Origin of the sequence: Arthrobacter sp. Soc17.1.1.1, from assembly GCF_036867195.1 — a bacterium.
Taxonomy (GTDB): domain Bacteria; phylum Actinomycetota; class Actinomycetes; order Actinomycetales; family Micrococcaceae; genus Arthrobacter_D.
This window is the reverse complement of record NZ_JBAJII010000001.1, coordinates 1,524,642-1,546,248: the sequence shown is the minus strand read 5'-3', so window position 1 is coordinate 1,546,248 and position 21,607 is coordinate 1,524,642. Positions and strand designations below refer to the sequence as shown.

Sequence of the window (21,607 nt, the reverse complement as noted above, 5' to 3'; positions counted from 1 at the left end):
CGTCAGTCCCCGGTCTCGCCGTCCGTGTCCCGCTGGGCACCGGCAGGACGCGCGCGGTTCTGCACGGACTCGGTCCAGATACCGGCCTTGCGGTCGGCCTCGAGGTCGGCGCGGGCCGCGGCCTTCGCCTCCTTGCGCTCCTGGTACTCCTCGCGCTTCTGCTCGCGCGTGGGCCGCACGTACTCGGCGAGGCGGAGGTCGGAGCCGCGGGGGCCGGCGAGCAGTTCCGCGCCGCCCATCATGGTCGGCTCCCAGTCGAAGACGACGCCGTCGCCCTCGCCGATCACCACGGTGTCGCCGGGCTTGGCGCCGGTCTTGAACAGCTGCTCCTCCACGCCGAGCTTGGCGAGCCGGTCGGCGAGGTAGCCGACGGCCTCGTCGTTCGTGAAGTCCGTCTGCATGACCCAGCGCTCGGGCTTCTCGCCGAGCACGCGGAAGAGCGGCAGGGCGTCCTTCTCCTCGTGCCGGATCCTGAACGAGGCGGCGTTGACGCCGCGCGGGCGCAGCACGGGCGGGGCGACCTTCGGCGGCGCCGCGGCCACGGCCTTACGCGCGTTCTCGACGATCTCCGCCATGGCGAAGCCGAGCTGGCGGAGGCCCTCGTGGCTCGAGGCGGACACCTCGAAGACGCGGTAGCCGCGGGCCTCCAGGTCCGGGCGGACGAAGTCGGCCATGTCGCGCCCGTCCGGCACGTCCACCTTGTTGAGTGCGATCAGCCGGGGGCGCTCGTTGAGCGGGACGACGTCGCCGTCGGGACCCGCGAAACTCATGTCCACCGAGTACTTCTCGAGCTCACGCTCGATGATCTCGAGGTCGGCCAGCGGATCGCGGTCGGTCTCGAGCGCGGCGCAGTCCAGGACGTGCACCAGGGCGGCGCACCGCTCGACGTGGCGCAGGAAGTGGTGGCCGAGGCCCTTGCCCTCGCTCGCGCCCTCGATGAGACCGGGGACGTCGGCGATGGTGAAGCGCGTGGAGCCGGCCTCGACGACGCCGAGGTTCGGCACCAGCGTGGTGAAGGGGTAGTCGGCGATCTTCGGGCGGGCCGCGGACATCGCGGCGATGAGGCTGGACTTGCCCGCGGACGGGAAGCCCACGAGGGCGATGTCCGCGATGGACTTGAGCTCGAGCACGACGTCCCGTTCGTCGCCGGGGATGCCGAGGAGCGCGAAGCCGGGTGCCTTGCGCTTCTGGGAGGACAGCGCGGCATTGCCGAGCCCGCCCTGACCGCCGGCCGCGGCGACGAACTCCGTGCCCTCGCCCACGAGGTCGGCGAGGACCTGGCCGTCCTTCGTCTTGACGACGGTGCCGTCCGGGACGGGCAGGATGAGGGTCTCCCCGTTCTTGCCGCCGCGCCAGTCGCCCATGCCGTTGCCGCCGTTCGTGGCGTGCCGGTGGGGGGCGTGGTGGTAGTCGAGGAGGGTGGTGGTCTGGTGGTCGACGCGGAGGATGACGTCGCCGCCGTCGCCGCCGTTGCCGCCGTCGGGCCCGCCCAGGGGCTTGAACTTCTCCCGGTGGACGGAGACGCAGCCATGGCCACCGGTGCCTCCGGATACGTGCAGGACTACGCGGTCAACGAAGCTCGCCACGGTGGTCTCCTTCTACAAATCTCTCGCTGTGCCGAGTCTAATCGGCTTAAAAGAAGGTGGGGCGAGCCGTAGAGGCTCACCCCACCCGAATGCTTCTCGCACCGTGTACAGGCAGAATTACTCTGCTGCTGCTCCCACGATGTTGACGACCTTGCGTCCGCGGCGGGTGCCGAATTCGACGGCGCCTGCCTCGAGTGCGAACAGGGTGTCGTCCCCGCCGCGGCCGACGTTGGCGCCCGGGTGGAAGTGGGTGCCGCGCTGGCGGACGATGATCTCGCCGGCCTTGACGACCTGACCGCCGAAGCGCTTCACGCCGAGGTACTGCGCGTTCGAGTCGCGGCCGTTGCGAGTGGAGCTTGCGCCCTTCTTATGTGCCATGAGTTATGCCTGCCTTCGCTGAAGTGTCTACGTGACCGAACGGTAGCCCGAGGGGACTACGCGATGCCTGTGATTTTGACGCGGGTCAGTTCCGAACGGTGACCCTGGCGCTTCTTGTAGCCGGTCTTGTTCTTGAACTTCTGGATGACAATCTTCGGTCCACGAAGATTCTCGACGATCTCGGCAGTGACGGTGACCTTCGCGAGGTCCTCCGCTGCGGAGGTGATCTTGGCGCCGTCTACCAGAAGGAGGGCGGGAAGCTTGAACGTGCTTCCGGCCTGACCGGTGACGCGGTCAAGGGTAACGAGGTCTCCTACAGAAACCTTTTCTTGGCGGCCGCCTGCGCGGACAATCGCGTACACCACTTGGGAACTCACTTCTCTCGACTATCTGACTTCTGATGAAAAAACCTGGGTGCGCCTCGTCAGCAATCCTGAAGGTTGCTCCTCGTACCGGATCCGCGCTGCGCGTCCCCGGCACCGCTGCCTGCGGCTGCTGGTGTCGGGAGGACATCTGCGTGCGCCGGACATGCCGGTTAACAGGCGAGTGCACCGAGGGTCAAGATTACGGCAGTACGGCACCTTCCCGCAAATCAGCGGCGGGTGCACGGCCCTCCCGGCCGGGGATGCGGGAGGCCGGGGTCCTCGCGGACCCCGGCCTCCCACCACGGAGCGTGCAGCCGGGCGGTGCTGTGGCGCTAGAGCTCCGACGCCGGCACGCCGACGCCGAAGATCAGCGGCTCGGCCCCGGAGGGCGCGGGCGTGCGCACCGCCACGGGGGCCTTGGCGACGTGCCGCGTGCCGGACTGCCCGACGGCGGTCTCGGCGCCCTGCGTCTCGATCGTCGTGTCCGCCGCGCCCTGGGCGCTGCGGGCCACCCGGCGGCGCGGACGGGTACGGGGAGCCGGCGCCACGGGCGGTACCGTCGCCGGGGCCGCGGGGGCCGCGGGGGCCTCCTGGGCCTCCTGCGCCCCCTGTGCGTCCGGCACCGGCGCCGGTCGCCCGGCGGGTCCGCCGTCGTCCGTCGAGGCGGCAGAGCCCTCCGCCTCGTCGGCGGCCGGCCTCCGGTTGAAGGCCTCGCTGAGGCTGTCGAGCGTCAGGCGGGTCGACGGAGCCGCGTCACGCTCCTGCCCGGCGTGCTGCCGGCCCTCGGCGCGGGGCAGAGTCACCGTCTCGCCGTTGATCGTGAGGACGGCCTCGGTCACCTGGATGTCGGCCTCGGCGACCGTCTCGTCCGCCTGGTCCTCGTGCGCCTGGTCCTCATGCGCGTGGTGAGTCGCCGCCGCGATGCTCGCCAGCGCGGCACGGGCGGCCTCGGCCTTCGCCGCACGGTCCGGGCTCTCCGCCACGGGGGCGGGAAGCTGCACGGGCACCTCGTCCACCGGCTGTCCGCTCCGGCCCCGGTTGCGCTTGCGCTCGCTCCGGGACGGCTTGTCCTGGCGCGCCGGCTGGCTCTCGGGCAGGGGCAGGGAGCGGCGGTGTTCGACCGGCTCCATGTGCGTCACGACGCCACGGCCCGCACAGTGCTCGCAGTCCTCCCCGAAGACCTCCAGCAGGCCGGTGCCCATGCGCTTGCGCGTCATCTGGACGAGGCCGAGCGAGGTGACCTCCGCGACCTGGTGCTTCGTCCTGTCCCGTCCGAGGCACTCCACGAGGCGCCGGAGGACGAGGTCGCGGTTCGCCTCGAGCACCATGTCGATGAAGTCGATCACGATGATGCCGCCGATGTCGCGCAGGCGGAGTTGCCGGACGACCTCCTCCGCGGCCTCGAGGTTGTTCTTGGTGACGGTCTCCTCCAGGTTGCCGCCGCTACCGGTGAACTTGCCGGTGTTGACGTCGACCACGGTCATGGCCTCGGTCCGGTCGATCACGAGGGAACCACCCGACGGGAGGAACACCTTCCGCTCGAGCGCCTTCGCGATCTGCTCGTCGATGCGCGACGCCGCGAAGATGTCCTCCTCGCCCGTCCACTTCTCAAGGCGTCCCACGAGATCAGGTGCCACGTACATGACGTAGGCCTCGATGGTGTCCCAGGCGTCCTCCCCGGAGACGACCAGCTTCGAGAAGTCCTCGTTGAAGACGTCCCGGACCACCTTGATGGTGAGGTCGGGCTCGCCGTACAGGAGTTCGGGTGCGAGGGTCTTCGTCGAGCCGGACTTGCGCTCGATCTCCTCCCACTGCGCGCGGAGCCGGTTGATGTCGTGGGTCAGCTCCTCCTCGCTGGCGCCCTCGGCCGCGGTGCGGACGATCACGCCCGCGTTCTCGGGCAGGCGGTCCTTGAGGATCCGCTTGAGGCGGTTGCGCTCGACGTCGGGCAGCTTGCGCGAGATGCCCGTCATGGAACCGCCCGGGACGTACACGAGGTAGCGGCCGGGCAGGGAGATCTGGCTCGTGAGCCGGGCGCCCTTGTGGCCCACCGGGTCCTTGGTGACCTGCACCAGCACGGGGTCGCCGGACTTCAGTGCGAGCTCGATGCGGCGCGGCTGGCCGTCGAGGCCCGCGGCGTCCCAGTTGACCTCGCCGGCGTACAGGACGGCGTTGCGGCCGCGCCCGATGTCCACGAAGGCGGCCTCCATGCTCGGCAGCACGTTCTGCACCTTGCCGAGGTACACGTTGCCGATCAGGGAGTCCTGCTGGGTCCGGGAGACGAAGTGCTCGGCGAGGATCCCGTCCTCGAGTACGCCGATCTGGATCCTGTCGTCGCGCTGGCGGACGATCATCTGCCGGTCCACGGACTCGCGGCGGGCGAGGAACTCGGCCTCGGTGATGACCTGGCGGCGGCGGCCGGTGTCGCGGGATTCGCGACGCCGCTGCTTCTTCGCCTCGAGCCGGGTGGAGCCGCGCACGCTGGTGACGCGGTCCGAGACGGGCTCGCTGGACTGCCGGGGTGCCCGGACGCGCGTGATCGTATTGGGCGGATCGTCGTCGTCGCCGCCCGAGAGCTCGAGGTCCTGGTCGCCGCGCCGGCGACGGCGGCGACGGCGTGACGTGACGGCCGCGCCGTCGTCGGGACCGTTCGTGGGGGGCTGCTCGTCCGAGGCCTCGGCGTCCTCCGACGCCGTCCCGCCCTGCACCGCGTCGCCCCGGCGGCTGCGGGTGCGGCGGCTCCGCCGTGACCGGCGGTTGGAGTCCTCGGAACCCTCGGGGCCCTCGGTGTCGTCCTCCGTGTCCTCCTCGCGGGGCGCGGTGACCCTGACGGAGGGCACGGTGACGGTGCTGAGATCGGGTGCGTGGAACAGGAGCGACAGGGGCGACTCCGGGACGGCGAAGGGGTCGCCGCGGTGTCCGTCGACGCGCTGGTCCGCGGCGTCGTCCGCGTCCTGCTCGGCGTCGGCGTCCGGGCTGGCGGTGCCGGACGTCGGCCCGGCCTGCCGGCCGGCGGACGCACCCGCCACGGCGTCGCTCGCGGTGCTGGTGCTCGCGGTGCCGTTGCTCGCGGTGTCGTCGCCGGCGGTGTCACTCGCGGCATCACTCGCGGTGTCGACGGGCTCGGAGGCGCGGCGGCTGCGGGTCCGGGTGGTGCGCCGCGCCCGCGCCGGCTTCTCGCCGGTAGCGGTGTCGGTGCCGTCGTCGGCGGCGGCCGGCGCTGCGGCCTCCTGCGGGGCTGCAGTCTCCTGCGGGGCTGCGCTCGGGGTGGCCTCGGCGGGTGCTGTGGCGGTCGTGGTCCCGGCGACGGGAGGCTGTTCGACGGGGGGCTGTTCGACGGGCCGGGCGGGGCCGGCCTCGGCCGTGGCCGCGCGGCGCCGTGTCCGCGGTGCCTTCACGGGGGCGGCGGGTGCGGCATCTGCCTCCGGGGCGGTCACCGGCTCCGTCGCCGCACGGGCCGGGGCGGCTTCTGCGGGGGTGTCCGCCGGGGTGTCCGTCGGGGTGTCCGTCGGGGCGACGGCAGGCTTGCGTGCGCGCGTTGCCCGCTTGCGGACCGGCGCGGCAGGCGCTTCGCCGGCGGACGTGTCGGTGCCGGCCGTGTCGGTGCCGGAGGTGTCGGCGACGGAGGTGACGGCGACGGTTGCCTCGACGGCCGGCGCCTGCACGGCGGGCGGGGCCCCCGCGGGGGCACTGGCCGCGCGGCGCCTGCGCGGCGCCTTCACCGGCGCGGCCTGCTCCGGTGGCTGCACGGTCTCCGGTGCAGCGGTTGTGTTCTGGTCGTTCCCCAGCTGTTCTGACTGATCCATGGGTGCTCGCTCCAAGCCCCTGCGGCGTCGGCCACATTCCAACGCCCTCCAGGGCGGTATGTCGGCCGGCCGCGGGCCTTTCGCCCGGCGGCTGACCGGAAGTCGTTGTCATATCGTCCGAGGTCACACCGTCATTGGGGGTGCGGAATCACTCGGAGACCAGTGGCGCTTTTCCACCTCAGCCGCCCTTGTCGACGGTGGGTTCCTCCAGCGGATTCCACCTACTTCCGCCGACGGGGCGGACTCGGTAGGACGGAAGCGTCGCTGGCTGAACGGAAGCCTGTCACTGGACCGGCGGAGGAATGTGGTTCCCTCGCCAGCCTTCGTCATTATCTCACACCACACCTCCTCGAGGGGGTCCCGTGACGGCGAGCCCGCCCGGAGCGCGGAGCGCGCTCCGGGGCGGGGCGGCCCCGACGACCCCGTCCGCGCCGGCGCGGACGGGACCCCAGGGGTCCTCAGAGCTTCGGGAGCTGACCCGTCGCGGGTGCGTGGTCCCCGGCGAGCGGCCGCGCGACCGGCACCTTGGTGCCCAGCACCTGCGCGACCACGTCGTGCGTGATCTGCTGGGCGGTGAGGCCCACGCGCTCGAGCACCTGGTTGCGGGACCCGTGGTCGAGGAACTCGACCGGGAGGCCCACCTCGTTGAGCGCGGTGTCGACGCCCGCGGACCGCATCTCCTGGCGGATCCTGGAACCGACACCGCCGGCCCTCACCCCGTCCTCGATGACGATCACGATGCGGTGTTCGGCGGCGAGGTCGATGACGGACCGGCGCACCGGCAGGAGCCAGCGCGGATCGATGACGGTCGAGCTGATCCCCTGAGCACCGAGCCGGTTGGACACGTCCAGGGCGAGCTCGCTCATGGCACCGACGCTCACGATCAGGACGTCGTTGTGGCGGGACCCGGCCGGACGGCGGGACAGGACGTCGACGCCGTCGTCGAGCCGCTCGATCGCCTCGACCTCCGCGCCGACGGACCCCTTGGAGTAGCGCACCACACTTGGGGCGTCACTGATGGCGACGGCCTCCCGGAGCTCCTCACGGAGCCGGGACGCATCGCGCGGAGCGGCGAGGTGCAGGCCGGGGACGGCCTGCAGCAGGGCGAGGTCCCACATGCCGTGGTGGCTCGCGCCGTCGGGCCCCGTGACGCCGGAGCGGTCGAGGACCACCGTCACGCCCGCCTTGTGGAGGGCGACGTCCATGAGCAGCTGGTCGAAGGCACGGTTGAGGAACGTCGCGTACAGGGCGATCACGGGGTGCAGACCGCCGAAGGCCATGCCGGCCGCGCTCGTGAGCGCGTGCTGCTCGGCGATTCCGACGTCGAACACCCGGTCGGGGTGGCGTGCTGCGAAGCGGTGGAGGCCCACGGGGATGAGCATGGCGCCCGTGATGCCCACGATGTCGGGGCGCTCGTCGGCGATGTCCGCGATCTCGTTCGCGAAGACGGAGGTCCAGGACTGCTGGCCCGCCGCGTCGACGGGCTCCCCCGTCTCGGGATCGATCACGCCGACGGCGTGGAACTGGTCGGCCTCGTGTGCGCGGGCCGGGGCGTAGCCGTGGCCCTTCTCGGTGATCGCGTGGACGATCACGGGCCCCTCGTAGTTCTTGGCGAGGTGCAGCGCCTGCTCGACGGCGGTCTGGTCGTGGCCGTCCACGGGACCCACGTACTTCATGCCGAGGTCCTCGAAGAGGCCCTGGGGCGCCCACCAGTCCTTGATGCCCTTCTTCATGGCGTGCAGGCTCTTGTAGCTGAACTCGCCCATCGTGCCGCCGTCCTGCATGCGCTGCTTCACCCAGTCGAGGGTCCGCTCGTACACGCGGTGCGTCCGCACGGAGTCCAGGGTGGGGCGCAGCGACGCCAGGTAGTCGGCCACGCCGCCGATGGTCGGGGCGTAGGAGCGGCCGTTGTCGTTGACCACGATCACGACGCGGCGCCGCTTGTCCGCGGCGATGTTGTTGAGGGCCTCCCAGGCCATGCCACCGGTCAGGGCGCCGTCGCCCACGAGCACGACGGTGTACCGGTCGCCCTCGCCGTTCAGGACCCGCGCGCGGGAGATGCCGTCGGCCCACGAGAGCGAGGACGAGGCGTGCGAGCTCTCGACGACGTCGTGCACCGATTCGGCGCGGGACGGGTAGCCGGACAGTCCGCCCTGCTGGCGGAGGGTGCTGAAGTCCTGGCGTCCGGTCACGAGTTTGTGCACGTAGGACTGGTGCCCGGTGTCGAAGATGATGCTGTCGCGGGGCGAGTCGAACACACGGTGCATGCCGAGGGTCAGTTCCACCACCCCGAGGTTTGGCCCCAGGTGGCCGCCCGTGCGCGAGACGTTGCTGACCAGGAAGGAGCGGATCTCCCCGGCGAGAGCCGTCAGCTGAGTGTCGCTGAGCTTGCTCAGGTCCTGCGGGCCGTGGATAGTCTCCAGAAGTCCCATCGGCGCCTCCTCGGTTCGTTCGGCGTGGCGAAGGAATCGCCGCTGATTGGTCTTAACTCTAACGTTCGGGCTTCCGGCCCGGTGCCATGGGACCCGGCGATCCGCGCCCGCCCGATCGTCAGGCCGGTCGCCGGGCCCGTCGTCAGGCCGACGGTGGCAGGAGGCGCGCGAACGATTCCATGTGATGCGTGTGGGGGTAGAGGTCGAACACCCTGAGGGTGTCGAGCGTCCAGCCGGCGGCGAGGAAGTAGCCGAGGTCGCGGGCGAACGACGCCGGGTCGCACGACACGTACCCGACCACGCGGGGGGCTGCGTCGAGGATCTGCCGGACCACCTTCTTCCCGGCGCCCGCGCGCGGCGGGTCCAGCAGCACGGCGTCGAGCGGCTCGCTCCAGCGGCCGAGCACGGCGTCCACCCGGCCCTGCACGATCGCCACCTGGTCCTGGCCGTGGAGGTTGCGCCTGGCGTCGCGGCTCGTCCCGGCCGATCCCTCGACGGACAGCACGGCCCCGGCCGGGCCCACGGCACGCGCGAGCGGCACGGTGAACAGCCCGGCCCCTGCGTAGAGGTCGGCGATCCGCTCGCCCGCAGCGGGCTGGAGGCCGTCGAGCACCGCCGAGACGAGGGCCTCGGGGGCACCGCGGTGGATCTGCCAGAAACCGGCCCCCGTGACGCGGTAGTCGACGCCCAGCACGCTCTCCTGCAGCCAGGTCCGCCCGCTGAGCCGCCGCACCTGGCCGGACTCGGCGTCGAGGACGCCCACCGAGGCGCCGTCGATCGAGGACGCCACGGCCGCGACGCGCCGCGGGGAGGTGCCGGCGGCGGGGACGAGGAGGACCAGCGGCTCTCCCCCACCGGACGGTGCGGCCACGTCCACCCGCTCGATGCCCGAGAAGTCGAGGGCCCACAGCCGCAGCGCGTTGATCGCGGGGACGGCCAGGGGCATCACCCGGACGGGGACGACGGCGTGCGAGCGGTGCAGGTGCATGGCCAGCCGGCCGGCGGCGTCGACGGCGAAGGCCGCCCGGGTGCGCCAGGCGAGCCCGTCGGCGGCCTCCCCCGGCGCGGGTTCCGCGGTCACCGACCGCTCGGTCCTCGCGAGGCGGGTGAGCTGCTCCTCGAAGATCGCGGCCTTCAGGCGCCGCTGCTCGTCGAGCGCGATGTGCCCGAACTCGGCCCCGCCGACGGGCGCACGCCCGCGGGCCGCGGTGAAGAGGGCGTCCGCGAGCGGCCAGGGATGCGTGACGCGGTGCGGCGAGGCCTCGAGCACCTCGACGACGTCGGCCCGCCAGAAGCTGGCGTCGTCGTCCGTGCCGGTGAAGCGGACCCGCACGCGCTCGCCCGGGAGCGCATGCCGGACGAACACCACGCGGCCCTCGTGCCGGGCCACGAAGTGGCCGCCGTGCGCGGGCCGCTCGACGGTGAGCACCGCCGTCGGGGCCGGTCCTGCGGGTCCTGCGGGTCCTGCGGGTTCGGTTGCGTTCTCACCGGTGACGTCGGTGGCGTCGGTCGCGGGTGCTGGTGATGGCTCAGGGGCGGTCATTGTTCCTACTTCAGGTCCTGGTAGATGCGGGTCGCGTCGGAGGACGCGAGCTGCCACGGCACACTGGCCACCATCACGCCGGGCACGAAGTGCAGGCGCGCCTTGATGCGCAGGGCCGTCTGGTTGTGCACGAGCTGCTCCCACCACCTTCCCACCACGTACTCGGGGATGTAGACCACCACGAGGTCGCGCGGGGAGTCCCGCCGCATCGTGGTGATGTATTCGAGGATCGGGGTGATGGTGTCGCGGTAGGGCGAGGCGAGGACCGTGATGGGCACGGGGATCTCGTATCGCTCCCAGTCGGCGAGGGTGCGGCGCGTCTGTTCGGGGTCGACGTCCACCGTGATGGCGTCGAGGCGGGAGGGCCGGGAGGCCCGTGCGAACGCCAGCGCGCGCAGCACCGGCTTCCGGACGTGGGAGACGAGGATCACGGCGTGCACCCGGGAGGGGAGCGCCCGGAGGTGGACGGCGTCGTCGATGGCGAGCTCCGCGGCCACCACGTCGTAGTGCTTCTTGATGCTGCGCATGACGGCGACGAGCACGGCCATCGCGAGCACGGCGATCCATGCCCCGTACTCGAACTTGGTGACGAGCACGACGACGAGCACCGCCGCGGTGAGCGCGAAGCCGAGCGTGTTGATGGCCCGCGACTTGCGCATGGCCCAGCGCTCCTGGGTGCCGACGGTGCTGCGCAGGGCACGGGTCCAGTGGAGGACCAGCCCGAGCTGTCCGCCCGTGAAGGAGACGAACACGCCCACGATGTACAGCTGGACGAGCGCGGTGACGTCCGCCCGGAAGAGGACGATGAGCACCACGGCGCCGAGGCCGAGCAGGAGGATGCCGTTGCTGAAGGTCAGCCGGTCCCCGCGGGTGCGCAGCTGGCGCGGCAGGTAGCCGTCGGTGGCGAGCGTGGACGCCAGCACGGGGAACGCGGCGAAGGCCGCATGGGCGGCGAGCAGGAGGATCAGGGCCGTCACGGCGACCACGCCGTAGAAGGCCGGGGACCCGGCGTCGAACACGGTCCGGGCCAGCTGGCTGACCACCGGCGCCTGGATGTAGTCCGCCGGGACGGGCCCGCCGTCGAGGCGCAGCTGCGCGCCGGGGTCCTGCACCACGTGGACGCGGGCGGCGTTGGCGAGGTAGATGACGCCCGCGAGCATCGCCGAGGACACGAGCCCGAGGATGAGGATCGTCGTCGCGGCGTTCCGGCTCTGCGGCGCCTGGAAGCGCGGCACGTTGGACACGGGCCCCTCGAGCCCGGTCAGGGCCGCGGCGCCCGCCGAGAAGGCCCGCAGGATCAGGAGCGCGCCGGCCAGGCCCATGAGGCCGGCGTCGAAGGCCGCCTCCGGCATGATCTCGAAGCGTGCGCTCGGCGCCTCGGCGAGGGTGCCCGAGAGGGCCTGGGCGATCCCGGTGGCGCAGAGGGCGAGGATCCCGGCGAGGAAGGCGTACGTGATGACGGCGCGGGCCCGGACGCCGCGCGTGATGCCGCGCAGGTTCAGCAGCACGAGCACGGCGACCCCCACGACGGCCAGCACCACCCGGACGCCCTCGAGCGCCGGGGCGAGCGAGACGACGTACTGGGCTGCCGCGGAGACCGAGACGGCGACCGTGAGGACGTAGTCGATCATCAGCGCCGACGCGACGGTGGTCCCGGCCCGCGGGCCGATGTTCCGCTTGGCGATCTCGTAGTCGCCCCCGCCGGACGGATAGGCGCGCATCGCCTGGCGGTAGGAGGCGACGACGACGAGCAGCACCGCGATCACGGCCACACCCACCCAGGGGGAGATGGCCACCGCCGCCACCCCCGCGAGGGCGAGGGTCAGGAGGATCTCGTCCGGCGCGTACGCGACGGACGAGAGCGCGCTCGCGGAGAAGACGGGCATGGCGAGGCGCTTCGGCAGGGTCCTGCTCCTCAACCTGTCACTGGCGAAGGGCTTGCCCACCAGCACCCTCTTGACAGCCTCGAGAAAAGTCAGCACAGCCCAAACACTAGCGCGTCCGCGCTCCCGGGCAGCCACTAGGCTTGGTGCTGGTACGGCACGGAACAGCAGGATCTACACCAAGAATCAGGGGTGCCCTCGGTGGCTCATTTCGTGATCATGGGGTGCGGCAGGGTGGGCGTCAGTCTGGCGCACACGCTCGACGACTCCGGGCACTCGGTAGCGATCATCGACCAGGACGACCGCGCGTTCCGCCGGCTGCGGTCCTCGTTCGGTGGTCGCAAGGTGACCGGGGTCGGCTTCGACCGGGAGACCCTGAAGTACGCGGAGATCGGCGACGCCTACGCGTTCGCGGCGGTGTCCAGCGGCGACAACTCCAACATCCTCGCCACGCGCGTGGCCCGCGAGACCTTCCACGTGCCGCACGTCGTCGCCCGCATCTACGACCCGGGGCGCGCCGAGATCTACCAGCGCCTCGGCATCCCCACGGTTGCCGCGGTCCGCTGGAGCGCGGACCAGGTGCTGCGGCGGATCCTGCCCGAGCAGACCATCAACGGCGACTTCCGCGAGACCTCCGGCCGCCTGATCCTCGCCGAGCTCGCGCTCGCGGACGCCTGGCTCGGGCGGTCGCTGCGCAGCATCGAGGCCGCCAGCGGCGTGCGGATCGCCTACCTCACGCGCTTCGGCGAGGGCATCCTCCCGACCGCCGAGACGAGCTACCAGCAGGGCGACATCCTGCACGCCATGATGAAGACGACGGCGACGGACGAGATCACCCGCATCCTCGCCGCCGCCCCGAAGGAGGAGAACCGATGAGGGTCGTCATCGCCGGTGCCGGGAGCGTCGGGTCCTCGATCGCCCGCGAGCTGCTGGGCAACAACCACGAGATCCTGCTGATCGACGAGAAGCCGGAGGTGATCGGCCGCAGCGGGCTCAAGGGGGCCAAGTGGCTGATCGGCGACGCCTGCGAGCTCACCACGCTGAAGGACGCCCGCCTCGAGGAGGCCGACGTCGTGGTGTCCGCCACGGGCGACGACAAGGTGAACCTCGTGGTGTCGCTGCTCGCCAAGAGCGAGTTCGGGGTGGGCCGCACGGTGGGCCGGGTGAACAACCCCAAGAACGACTGGATGTTCGACGACTCCTGGGGCGTGGACGTGGCCGTCAACACCCCGCGCCTCATGACGGCGCTCGTCGAGGAGGCCGTGGAGGTGGGCGACGTGGTGCGCCTGCTGACGCTGCAGACCGGGGTGTCCTCGATCGTCGAGTTCACCGTGCCCGCGGACTCCCCCCTCGTGGGCGGCACCATCGGCTCGATCAGCCTGCCCGAGGACTGCGCCGTCGTCGCCGTCCTGCGGGACGACTCCCCCATCACGCCGAGCCCGGACGACGTCGTCGAGGGCGGTGACGAGATGTTCTTCCTCGCCGCGATCGCCGCGGAGGACGAGCTGCGCGCCGCCCTCTCCGCGCGGAACGACCGGGGCGCAGACCGGCCTGCCTGAGGGTCGGCTCCTCGGTACCCGGGAGGTCAGCCCTTCGGATCGGCGCCGGCCACCGGCACCGCGCGCGCCGGGCGGGAGACCATCCACGCCAGCCAGAGGCCGAGGGCGTACAGCGGCAGGCCCATGGCCACCCGGGTCGAGCCGAGGGCCGCGATGTTCTCCACGAGGTAGAGCGGCACCTGCACCACGAGCCGCAGGGCCAGCACCGCGACGATGATCCAGGTGGCCAGGGCGTAGGCGCGGACCCGCATCGGGTCCTTGCGCCACTCGACGCCCTCGTTGCGGATGAACCCGAACAGGAGCCCGGCGAACGGCCAGCGGAAGATCACCGAGGCGGCCATCCCCACGATGTACGCGCCGTTGATGAAGAAGCCCGGCAGGAAGAAGTCCTCGGCGTTGCCGGTGCGCAGAGCCACGAAGGCGCAGAACGCGACGCCGACCAGCCCGGCGAGGGCCTGGGTCACCGGGGTGCGCGAGACGAGCCGGACTGCGGTGAAGACCGCCGAGGCGGCCAGTGCCGCGATGAGGGACACCTGGAGGTCCGTGGTGAGGGTGAACAGGATCGTGAACACGAGACCGGGAGCCACGCTCTCGGCGAGCCCCTGCACCCCGCCGACCGACGAGAGCACGTCGATCTGGCCGTCGTGGTTGCGCCGGACCCCGGACTTCGCCGCGTACTGCGCGGCCAGCTCGGCCGCCGTCGGGCCCGCCGGGGGTGCCGGAGACGTCCCCGGGGCTGCGGACTGCCCGGGGACCGCCCGCGCACCCTCGGGGAGGTCGGCGCCGGGCTCGTTCGTCGGGTGGCTCATGTGCTGTTCCTCATTCAAACTCCTCGGGGCGGCCGATGATCTCGTAGCGGGGGTTGTACACGGTGGGGACGCCGCCCACCTGGCTCAGCATCCCCTCGAAGCGCAGGGCCACGCCGGCCTCGACGCCCGGGACACGCCGCTGGCCCATCCAGATGATCCGCACGTCCTCCTGCGTCCCGTTCCAGTCGAGCCTCGCGAGGGCCGCGAACGACGGCGACGCCGTGACCGGTGCGATCGTGATCCTCACGATCACCCCGTGCGCCTTGATCCTGCCGCGTCCGGGCAGGGCACCGGAACCGCTCTCCCCAGAGCCGCCCGGCGGGACCGGGCGGGCGGGCAGCGCCGCCGATCCGACATGCCCGGCGGTCGCGGACCGGTCTGCGGGGTCGGCGGAACCCGGTGCGTACTGCCGAGCCGGCACGGAGGTCAGCGGGTCTCGGTGATCTCGGGACCGCGCTCGAGCGGGTTCAGGTCCGGGCGGATGGGCGTGAGGGGCGGCGGGCCCGCCGCGGCGTCCTTGGGCAGCCGGAGCGGCAGGAGCTCGCGCGGCGGGAGGGGGTGGTCGCCGCGGACCACCACGACGCTGCGGAAGAGCTTCTCCATGGGGGCTGCGGCGTTCTGGTCGAGCGCCGCAGGGCCGCCGAACACGCCGCGGAGGAACCAGCGGGAGCCGTTGACGCCGACGAAGCGGGCCACGCGGTAGCCCGGCTGGCCGTCCGGCGTCTGGGCGGGCAGCTTCGCGAGGAGTTCCGTGCCGAGGCGGCCGGGACGTTCCTCCACGGTGCCGCCCTGCGAGCCGACCGAGGCGCCGATCTGCTCGCGGATCTCGTCCCACAGCCCTTCGGTCTTCGGGGCCGCGAAGGCCTGCAGCTGGAGCGTGGAGCCGCCGAGGTCCAGTGTCACGGCGATGACGCGCTTGCTGCGCTCCTCCACCTCGAGGCGCAGCTGCAGTCCCTCGGTGGCGTGGATGCGGAGGGCGCCGAGGTCGATGTAGCCGCTCTCGGTCTCCTGCTCCGAGAGGTCGAACGGGCCGAGCGCGGACCGGTCGTAGTCGGCACTCGAGACATGACCCGCCGGTGCGGGGGCGACCGCCGCGGTGGGGGCACCGGCGGCATCCTCGCCGCCAGTGTCCTCGCCCCTGTCCGTGGCGCCGCTGCCCGTGGCGCCGCTGCCCGTGGCGGCGGGATCCGTGGCGGTGTCGGCACCTGCGGGCGCGTCCTCCGTGGCCGCCGGCGCGTCGTCGGCCGCTGCGGCGTCCTGCTGCGACGCGGCCGCGTCGTCGTTCTTCTTCTTCCTGAGGCGCCCAAAAGCCATCTCCGGGGTCCTTTCCTGATCACGTGGTCGAGTGGGTGTCGAGTGGGTGCGGTCGCCGCCGGGACGAGCAGGCGTACCGCGCTGCGGTCAGCCCTCCGCGGGAGTGCCCGCGGAGGCCAGGGCCGGACCCTGGCCGAATCCGCCGGTGGAGCCGAACCCGGCTGTCCCGCGGATGCTCCCGGGCAGTTCGTCGACGACGGTGAACGCCGCGTGCTCCACGCGCTGGATGAGCAGCTGGGCGATGCGATCGCCGCGGGAGAGACGGACGGCCTCGGTCCGGTCCGTGTTGAGGAGGCAGACCTTGATCTCGCCGCGGTAGCCCGCGTCGATGGTCCCGGGGGCGTTGACGATGGTCACGCCGTGCCGCGCCGCGAGACCGGAGCGCGGGTGGACGAGGCCCACGTAGCCGGCGGGGAGGGCCACGGCCACTCCCGTGGGGACGAGTGCACGCTCGCCGGGCTCGAGCACGAGGTCGACGGCGGTGCGCAGGTCCGCCCCGGCGTCGCCGTCGGTGGCGTAGGCGGGAGGCTCGAGACCGTCGTCGAGCATCGAGATCTGGACCGGGAGGTCCTGCTGTGTACTCATCGACCGCATCTCCCACGCACGCTATCCGGTTACCAGCCCCCCACTTTAGCGCCTTTGCCCGGCGGCAGGGCGGCGCCCGGGATGAGCAGCCGGAGAAATGATGGAATGCTTGTGTCATGTCCAGCGCGCCAGGGGAAGCTCCCCGGAACACACCCGACCAGGCCGTCCTCTACCAGGAGCGCCTGTGGCCGACACCCTGGGTGTGGCTCATCGCGGCGGGCTTCTCGGCCGCCACGATCGTGATGTTCGCGCCCATCTCCGTGGAGGTGGCAGTCGGTGTCGCCGTCGTCGTCGCGATCATCGTGTTCACGCTGCTCATCCTCTCGACGCCGCGCATCACCGTCACCGCGACCACCCTCACCGTCGGGCGCGCGAGCATCGAACGGTCCTACCTCGGTGCCGTGGAGTGGTTCGCCGGGGACGACGCCACGTACCAGCGCGGGCCGGGCCTGAACGGCCTCGCCTACCTCTGCATCCGCGGGTGGATCTCCCCCGTGGTCCGCATCGAGGTCACCGACCCCGAGGACCGCACCCCCTACTGGCTCGCGTCCTCGCGCAACCCCGAGCGCCTCGTGGCGGCCCTCGGCCGCTGACCCCGCCCGGTCGGGCGGCTCAGCCCTCGCAGTCCACGCAGTACAGGAGCCCACCCCGGTCGGCGGCGATCTGCGACCGGTGGCGTACCAGGAAGCACGAGGCGCACGTGAACTCGTCGGCCTGCGCCGCCAGGATCTGCACCGAGATCTCCTCGCTGGAGAGATCCGCGCCCGGCAGGTCGAAGGAGTCGGCCGCCTCGAGCTCGTCGTCGTCGACCAGCGGCGTCAGGAGCGCGGTCGCGGATGCCGCGCCCGGCATGCCGGCGCGCGCCGCGCCGTCCCCCTGCAGCCCGTGCAGCCCCGTGGCCTCGCCGTCGTTGCCCGTGTCCACACCATCCGCGTGACTGTCGAGTGTCATACCCGCCTCTTCCCCCTTCATCACCACCCGCCCGACGGGCGAGCCTCATCGACATCCCATAACGCCGGCCACCCGGGTTTTGTGCCCGACGCCGGTGCGACGTCCGCCACGCGGTACCGCGTAGTAGGAATGGCCGCCATTCAGTGGCACAGTTTCACCTAGGAATTATTGTCGGCTGGAGGAATCGATGCAGGAGTTACGCCTGGTGGGTGTGGATGGCGAACATCTGCTGTTGAGCGGCGAGGAGGGCACGTCCTACCGGCTGCCCGTCGACGACGCGCTGCGCACCGCGAGCACCAGGGCCGGGGAGCCGCAGGCCACGGCCTCGTCGGCCCCGGCGTCGCCGGTCCGGGAGGAACCCCGGCGGAAGCCGGCGAAGCCGCCGGTCCCGCTGACCCCGCGGGACATCCAGGCGCGCATCCGTGCCGGAGCCACGGCCGAGCAGGTGTCCGCCGAGTCGGGGCTCGAGCTCGCCCACGTGGAGCGCTACGAGGGCCCGGTCCGGGCCGAGCGCGACTACGTGGCCTACCTCGCGCAGCGCGTCGAGGTAGCCACTCCCCTGCCCAGCCACGACGGGTACCGATCAGCGTTCGGCGACAGCCCCGCGAACCTCGGGGACATGGTGGCGTTCCGGGTCCGCAGCTACGGGATCGACCCGGCATCGGTCGAGTGGGATTCCTGGCGCCGCCAGGACGGCTCCTGGCACGTCGAGGCGTCGTTCGACCTGCCCGACGACTCCCAGGTGGATCTCGGCGAGCAGCCGCCCGCCCGGTGGACCTACAATCCGACCCGGAAGACCGTCACCAACGGCAACCGGTGGGCGCAGGTGCTCAGCGAACTGGAACCGCTCGACGGACCCCTGCCGTCCCGCAGGCTCAGCGCCGTGGCGGACCGCGTCTTCGACTTCGAGGCGGAGAAGGCCGAGGAGGCGGACGAGGCGTCCGCCGAGCAGGACGGCCTGCTGGACGTGCTCCGCTCACGGCGCGGTCAGCGGCTCGGGGCGGACGAGGACGGCGACGACGCCCTCGCGGCGCTCCTCAGCCGCGGCGGCATCCCGGCCGCCCACCCGCGCGACGACGGGACGCCCGAGGAGCAGGACGTCCAGGTGCCCGGTCTGGCCCTCGCCCCCGGCGCGGCCGACCACGCCGAGCTCCTCGATGCGGCGCCGGACCCGGCCCACCACGAGGACGGCTCACCCCGGCTGTACGACGGCGTCAGCACCGATACGCGCGAGATCAGCGTCTTCGCGCAGCCCTCACGGCCGCAGCGTGCGCCTGCAGACGCACCGGCTGCTCCCCGTCCGCAGCGCGCTCCGGCGGATCGCGGCGCAGCCGACGAGCCGGTGCGGGAGACCGCCGGCGACACGGGCCCGGGCAGGGGCGGCGCCGGGAAGCCCGCCGCGGAGAAACCCGCCGTCGACGCGGCCGCGGAACGGCGTGCCAAGCCCAAACGATCCAGCGTGCCGAGCTGGGACGATATCGTCTTCGGCCGCAAGGGCGACTAGCGCCGCCCGGCACTCCAGGGCGGGCCCGTCCTCCGGGGCGGTCCGCCCGCTCCTCGGCGGCGCGTCAGCGCGGCTCCGAGGGCGACCCCGGCCAGGGCCCAGAAGGCACCCGCTCCGACCCCCGCCAGCACGATCCAGAACGGCACCCGCAGGGCGTCCTGGTCGCCGTGCGATCCGTTCTCGGTGTGATCTCCGGTGTGCGGCATGCTCAGATTCTGCCAGACTCCCGCTGTTTCGGCTCGAAGGGCAGCGGCACCTCGTTGGAGTACAGCGACGGCGACGTCCTGGCGGTCTGGCGGCGCATGTGGTGCCGCCGGCACAGCGTCTCGTAGCCGACCACGGGACCGTGGCCCTCCCCCGACGTCCCGGGCCCCGCCGCCGGTCCTTCCGCACCGACGGGCATGCCTGCGTCCGGATCGAGCGGCTGGTCGACGTCGCCCACCACCATCTGGTCGCCCTCGACCACCATGACGCCGTCGACGGTGCGGGCGTTGTGGGTGGCGCGCTTCCCGCACCAGCAGAGGGCCTCGACCTGCAGGACCTGCACACGGTCGGCGAGCTCGATGAGGCGCTGCGACCCGGGGAACAGCCGGGTGCGGAAGTCCGACGTGATGCCGAAGCCGAACACGTCGATGTCCATCTCGTCCACGACGCGCGCCAGCTGGTCGATCTGGTCGACGGTGTAGAACTGGGCCTCGTCGCAGATGACGTAGTCGATCCGCGCCCCCATGGTCTGGCGGACGGTGAGTTCCACCCAGAAGTCGGTGTCCGGGAAGACCTCGACGGCCGGGACCTGCAGCCCGAGCCGGCTCGAGATCATGGACTCACCCGCGCGGTCGTGGGAGCTGAAGAGCACCCCGCGGCGCCCCCGGGCCTTGTGGTTGTGGTCCATCTGCAGCGCGAGGGTGGACTTGCCGCAGTCCATGGTGCCGGAGAAGAACAGCAGTTCAGCCACGCCCGGCCCCCTTGCCGCCCCGCCGCGTGGGAGCCCGGGGCGTGGTCAGGGTGAGCAGCGGGATGTCGCGCTCGGCGCGCGTGAGGGAGCCGTGCTGCCCGACCATGTCGAAGGCTGCCGGATCCGCGCGCCGCCCGTCGATCAGGGCGATCCCCTCGCGCGCCAGGACGAGCAGGTCGCCGATGCGCGGGAGGACGGCGTCGCTCACCGTCCCGAAGTATCCCCGGGCCACGGCCTCCTCGCGGGTCAGGACCCAGGCGCGTGCACCGAAGGCCTCGTGCCAGCGCAGGGCCAGCGCGTCCCGGTCCGCCGCGGACAGCGACGGCTCGAGGTAGAGGTGGACCATGCGCGGCTCGCCGCCGGTGTGGGCGACGCCGTCCACGAGATCCGCACGCTCGGAGTAGTCGATGCGCTGGGTCGGCGGGACGTCCACCATGCCGTGGTCGGCGGTGAGGAGCAGGAGCGTGTCGGAGGGCACCCGGCGGGCCAGGAGTCTCAGCGCCGCGTCCAGGTCCTCCAGGGCGCGCACCCACTCCGGGGAGTCGACGCCGTACCGGTGGCCCGCCTTGTCGAGGTCGTTGACGTAGAAGTACACGAGCATGGCGGGTGCCGAGGCCAGCTGGACCGCTGCGGCGTCGATGCGCGCCTGGATGGTGCCGGCTCCCACGAAGGTGGCGCCCCGCAGTGCCGCCCGCGTCATGGGCGAGTCCTCGAAGCGCGGCTGGCTGACGGTGACCACCGGCAGGTGGGCGGAGACCCGCTCGAAGACCGTCGGGTGGGGCTGCCACGCGAGCGGGTCGACGTCGGTGTCCCAGCGGCCCAGCATGTTCACCACACGGTCCTGGGCGGGGTCGAGGACGTCGTAGCCCACCATGCCGTGCTGCCCGGGAGCCAGCCCCGTGCCGAGGCTCGCGAGCGACGCCGCGGTCGTGGACGGGAAGGCGGAGGAGAGCACCCGTGCCGCGTCGAGGCTCTCGCGCAGGTAGGGCGCGTGCGCCGCGTAGCGGCGCAGGAGCGCCATGCCGAGGCCGTCCACCATGACGACGGCGATCCGCCGGGCGCGCGGCAGCGCGAGGGCGTTGGTGAAACCGTCGACGCCGAGGGCCGCGGCCGCGCTCGTCATCACGTCGGCCACGGTGGAGGCACCGTAGGGGGGCGGAGCCGGGAGCGGCTCCCGGTGGGAGAAGGCCACCGCTACTGCTGGTGGTGCGCCCGGGTGAACCGCGCGCCGAACCCCGGCTGACGGCGGGCCGTCACGTCCGGGGCGACGATGTGTCCGCCGGCGGCGGGGCTGGCCGTGTTGGCCTTCCGCAGTGCGCGGGCGAACGCCTTCGCGTTCTGCACGGCCTGCGCGCCGTCCGCCTCGGCGCTGACCCGCAGGACGATGTCCTCCTGTGCCATGGTCCCGGTGAGTCCGTGGTCGGCGTCGCACTGGGGATCACCGCAGCTCGCGGGGCCGATGTCGAGGCGCTGGCCGCCGGACCAGGCGATCGCGAGCGTCATCTCGCGGACCGGGTCGCTGGGCTTGTAGTCCTGCGGCTGGGCGTAGAGGTAGCTGAGGACCACGGAACGGATCTGGCTGACCGGGACGGACTCCGTCGAGATCTGCGCCATGACCTGCTCACCGGCGTCGTCGAGCTGCTGGTCGTCCACGTGGGTGATGACGAGCATGTCCTCCGTGAGCACGAGGACCGTGATGTGCCGGTGTACCTCGGTGCGCTCGAAATGCGTCTCGAGGTGCGCGACGTGCGAGAGCGGCTCACGCCCGTCGAGCGCGTCGTGGACGACGTCGGCCACGAGGCGCGGGTAGAAGCCCGCCCGCTCGAGGGATGCATCGAGGTCACGCCACTGGGCGGAAAGCGATGGGGTCATATGCCCAGTTTCCCCCACCGGACCGTGTTGTGCCTAACCCGGGGCGGCGGTGCGGGCGCGCCGCC

The 21,607-nt window shown here is 72.2% G+C and carries 20 protein-coding genes; 4 read left to right on the top strand and 16 right to left on the bottom strand.

Annotation, left to right across the window (positions count from 1 at the left end):
* Window positions 1–2 precede the first annotated feature (2 nt).
* From obgE to V6S67_RS06870, 7 genes are all read right to left on the bottom strand, one after another.
* Window positions 3–1,586: a GTPase ObgE gene (gene obgE, locus V6S67_RS06900; protein WP_334209530.1), complete on the bottom strand. Its 1,584-nt coding sequence runs from the start codon at window positions 1,584–1,586 to the stop codon at window positions 3–5.
* Between the two features lie 117 nt (window positions 1,587–1,703).
* Window positions 1,704–1,964 (bottom strand): 50S ribosomal protein L27, encoded by a 261-nt coding sequence (gene rpmA, locus V6S67_RS06895; protein WP_028280075.1) that lies wholly within the window; start codon window positions 1,962–1,964, stop codon window positions 1,704–1,706.
* 56 nt (window positions 1,965–2,020) lie between these two features.
* On the bottom strand, window positions 2,021–2,329 hold the full coding sequence (rplU, locus tag V6S67_RS06890; protein WP_087073581.1) for a 50S ribosomal protein L21: 309 nt from the start codon (window positions 2,327–2,329) through the stop codon (window positions 2,021–2,023).
* Window positions 2,330–2,661: 332 nt separating this feature from the next.
* Window positions 2,662–6,135, bottom strand: coding sequence for an Rne/Rng family ribonuclease (locus V6S67_RS06885; RefSeq protein ID WP_334209529.1), 3,474 nt, complete (start codon window positions 6,133–6,135; stop codon window positions 2,662–2,664).
* 458 nt (window positions 6,136–6,593) lie between these two features.
* Window positions 6,594–8,567: a 1-deoxy-D-xylulose-5-phosphate synthase gene (gene dxs / locus V6S67_RS06880; protein ID WP_334209528.1), complete on the bottom strand. Its 1,974-nt coding sequence runs from the start codon at window positions 8,565–8,567 to the stop codon at window positions 6,594–6,596.
* A gap of 142 nt (window positions 8,568–8,709) precedes the next feature.
* Window positions 8,710–10,110, bottom strand: coding sequence for a class I SAM-dependent RNA methyltransferase (locus V6S67_RS06875; protein WP_334209527.1), 1,401 nt, complete (start codon window positions 10,108–10,110; stop codon window positions 8,710–8,712).
* Between the two features lie 5 nt (window positions 10,111–10,115).
* Complete coding sequence (locus V6S67_RS06870; RefSeq protein ID WP_334209526.1) at window positions 10,116–12,092, bottom strand: APC family permease; 1,977 nt, start codon at window positions 12,090–12,092, stop codon at window positions 10,116–10,118.
* 102 nt (window positions 12,093–12,194) lie between these two features.
* On the opposite strand from V6S67_RS06870, the gene V6S67_RS06865 reads away from it, so the two are divergent.
* Window positions 12,195–12,869, top strand: a complete 675-nt coding sequence (locus V6S67_RS06865) for a potassium channel family protein (protein WP_334209525.1) — start codon at window positions 12,195–12,197, stop codon at window positions 12,867–12,869.
* Window positions 12,866–13,552, top strand: a complete 687-nt coding sequence (locus V6S67_RS06860) for a potassium channel family protein (RefSeq protein WP_334209524.1) — start codon at window positions 12,866–12,868, stop codon at window positions 13,550–13,552. The genes V6S67_RS06865 and V6S67_RS06860 overlap by 4 nt, the downstream gene beginning before the upstream one ends.
* A 26-nt stretch (window positions 13,553–13,578) precedes the next feature.
* Here the strand turns inward: V6S67_RS06860 and V6S67_RS06855 are convergent, their stop codons facing one another.
* From V6S67_RS06855 to dut, 4 genes are all read right to left on the bottom strand, one after another.
* The gene (locus V6S67_RS06855; RefSeq protein ID WP_334209523.1) at window positions 13,579–14,361 is read right to left on the bottom strand and encodes a DUF3159 domain-containing protein; all 783 of its coding nucleotides are present in this window, start codon (window positions 14,359–14,361) and stop codon (window positions 13,579–13,581) included.
* A gap of 10 nt (window positions 14,362–14,371) precedes the next feature.
* The gene (locus V6S67_RS06850; RefSeq protein ID WP_334209522.1) at window positions 14,372–14,782 is read right to left on the bottom strand and encodes a hypothetical protein; all 411 of its coding nucleotides are present in this window, start codon (window positions 14,780–14,782) and stop codon (window positions 14,372–14,374) included.
* A gap of 5 nt (window positions 14,783–14,787) precedes the next feature.
* Window positions 14,788–15,675: a DUF3710 domain-containing protein gene (locus V6S67_RS06845; protein ID WP_334209521.1), complete on the bottom strand. Its 888-nt coding sequence runs from the start codon at window positions 15,673–15,675 to the stop codon at window positions 14,788–14,790.
* Window positions 15,676–15,762: 87 nt separating this feature from the next.
* On the bottom strand, window positions 15,763–16,260 hold the full coding sequence (gene dut, locus V6S67_RS06840) for a dUTP diphosphatase (protein WP_334209520.1): 498 nt from the start codon (window positions 16,258–16,260) through the stop codon (window positions 15,763–15,765).
* Window positions 16,261–16,376: 116 nt separating this feature from the next.
* Here dut and V6S67_RS06835 point away from each other — a divergent pair, with 116 nt between their 5' ends.
* Window positions 16,377–16,853 (top strand): DUF3093 domain-containing protein, encoded by a 477-nt coding sequence (locus tag V6S67_RS06835; protein WP_334209519.1) that lies wholly within the window; start codon window positions 16,377–16,379, stop codon window positions 16,851–16,853.
* A 19-nt stretch (window positions 16,854–16,872) separates the two neighbouring features.
* Here V6S67_RS06835 and V6S67_RS06830 read toward each other — a convergent pair whose 3' ends face one another.
* Window positions 16,873–17,112 (bottom strand): DUF4193 family protein, encoded by a 240-nt coding sequence (locus V6S67_RS06830; protein ID WP_334211550.1) that lies wholly within the window; start codon window positions 17,110–17,112, stop codon window positions 16,873–16,875.
* Between the two features lie 286 nt (window positions 17,113–17,398).
* On the opposite strand from V6S67_RS06830, the gene sepH reads away from it, so the two are divergent.
* On the top strand, window positions 17,399–18,715 hold the full coding sequence (gene sepH, locus V6S67_RS06825; protein ID WP_442884721.1) for a septation protein SepH: 1,317 nt from the start codon (window positions 17,399–17,401) through the stop codon (window positions 18,713–18,715).
* Here sepH and V6S67_RS06820 read toward each other — a convergent pair.
* Genes V6S67_RS06820 through V6S67_RS06805 form a run of 4 tightly spaced genes read right to left on the bottom strand, consistent with a single transcriptional unit; the run spans window position 18,712 to window position 21,542 of the window.
* Window positions 18,712–18,921, bottom strand: a complete 210-nt coding sequence (locus V6S67_RS06820; RefSeq protein ID WP_334209517.1) for a hypothetical protein — start codon at window positions 18,919–18,921, stop codon at window positions 18,712–18,714. The genes sepH and V6S67_RS06820 overlap by 4 nt on opposite strands.
* 2 nt (window positions 18,922–18,923) lie before the next feature.
* A complete protein-coding gene (locus tag V6S67_RS06815; protein WP_334209516.1) occupies window positions 18,924–19,670 on the bottom strand; it encodes a thymidine kinase in 747 nt (248 codons plus the stop codon).
* The gene (locus tag V6S67_RS06810) at window positions 19,663–20,862 is read right to left on the bottom strand and encodes an alkaline phosphatase family protein (RefSeq protein WP_442884720.1); all 1,200 of its coding nucleotides are present in this window, start codon (window positions 20,860–20,862) and stop codon (window positions 19,663–19,665) included. Before V6S67_RS06810 ends, V6S67_RS06815 begins: the two co-directional genes overlap by 8 nt.
* 2 nt (window positions 20,863–20,864) lie before the next feature.
* The gene (locus V6S67_RS06805) at window positions 20,865–21,542 is read right to left on the bottom strand and encodes a DUF5998 family protein (RefSeq protein WP_334209515.1); all 678 of its coding nucleotides are present in this window, start codon (window positions 21,540–21,542) and stop codon (window positions 20,865–20,867) included.
* Window positions 21,543–21,607 lie beyond the last annotated feature (65 nt).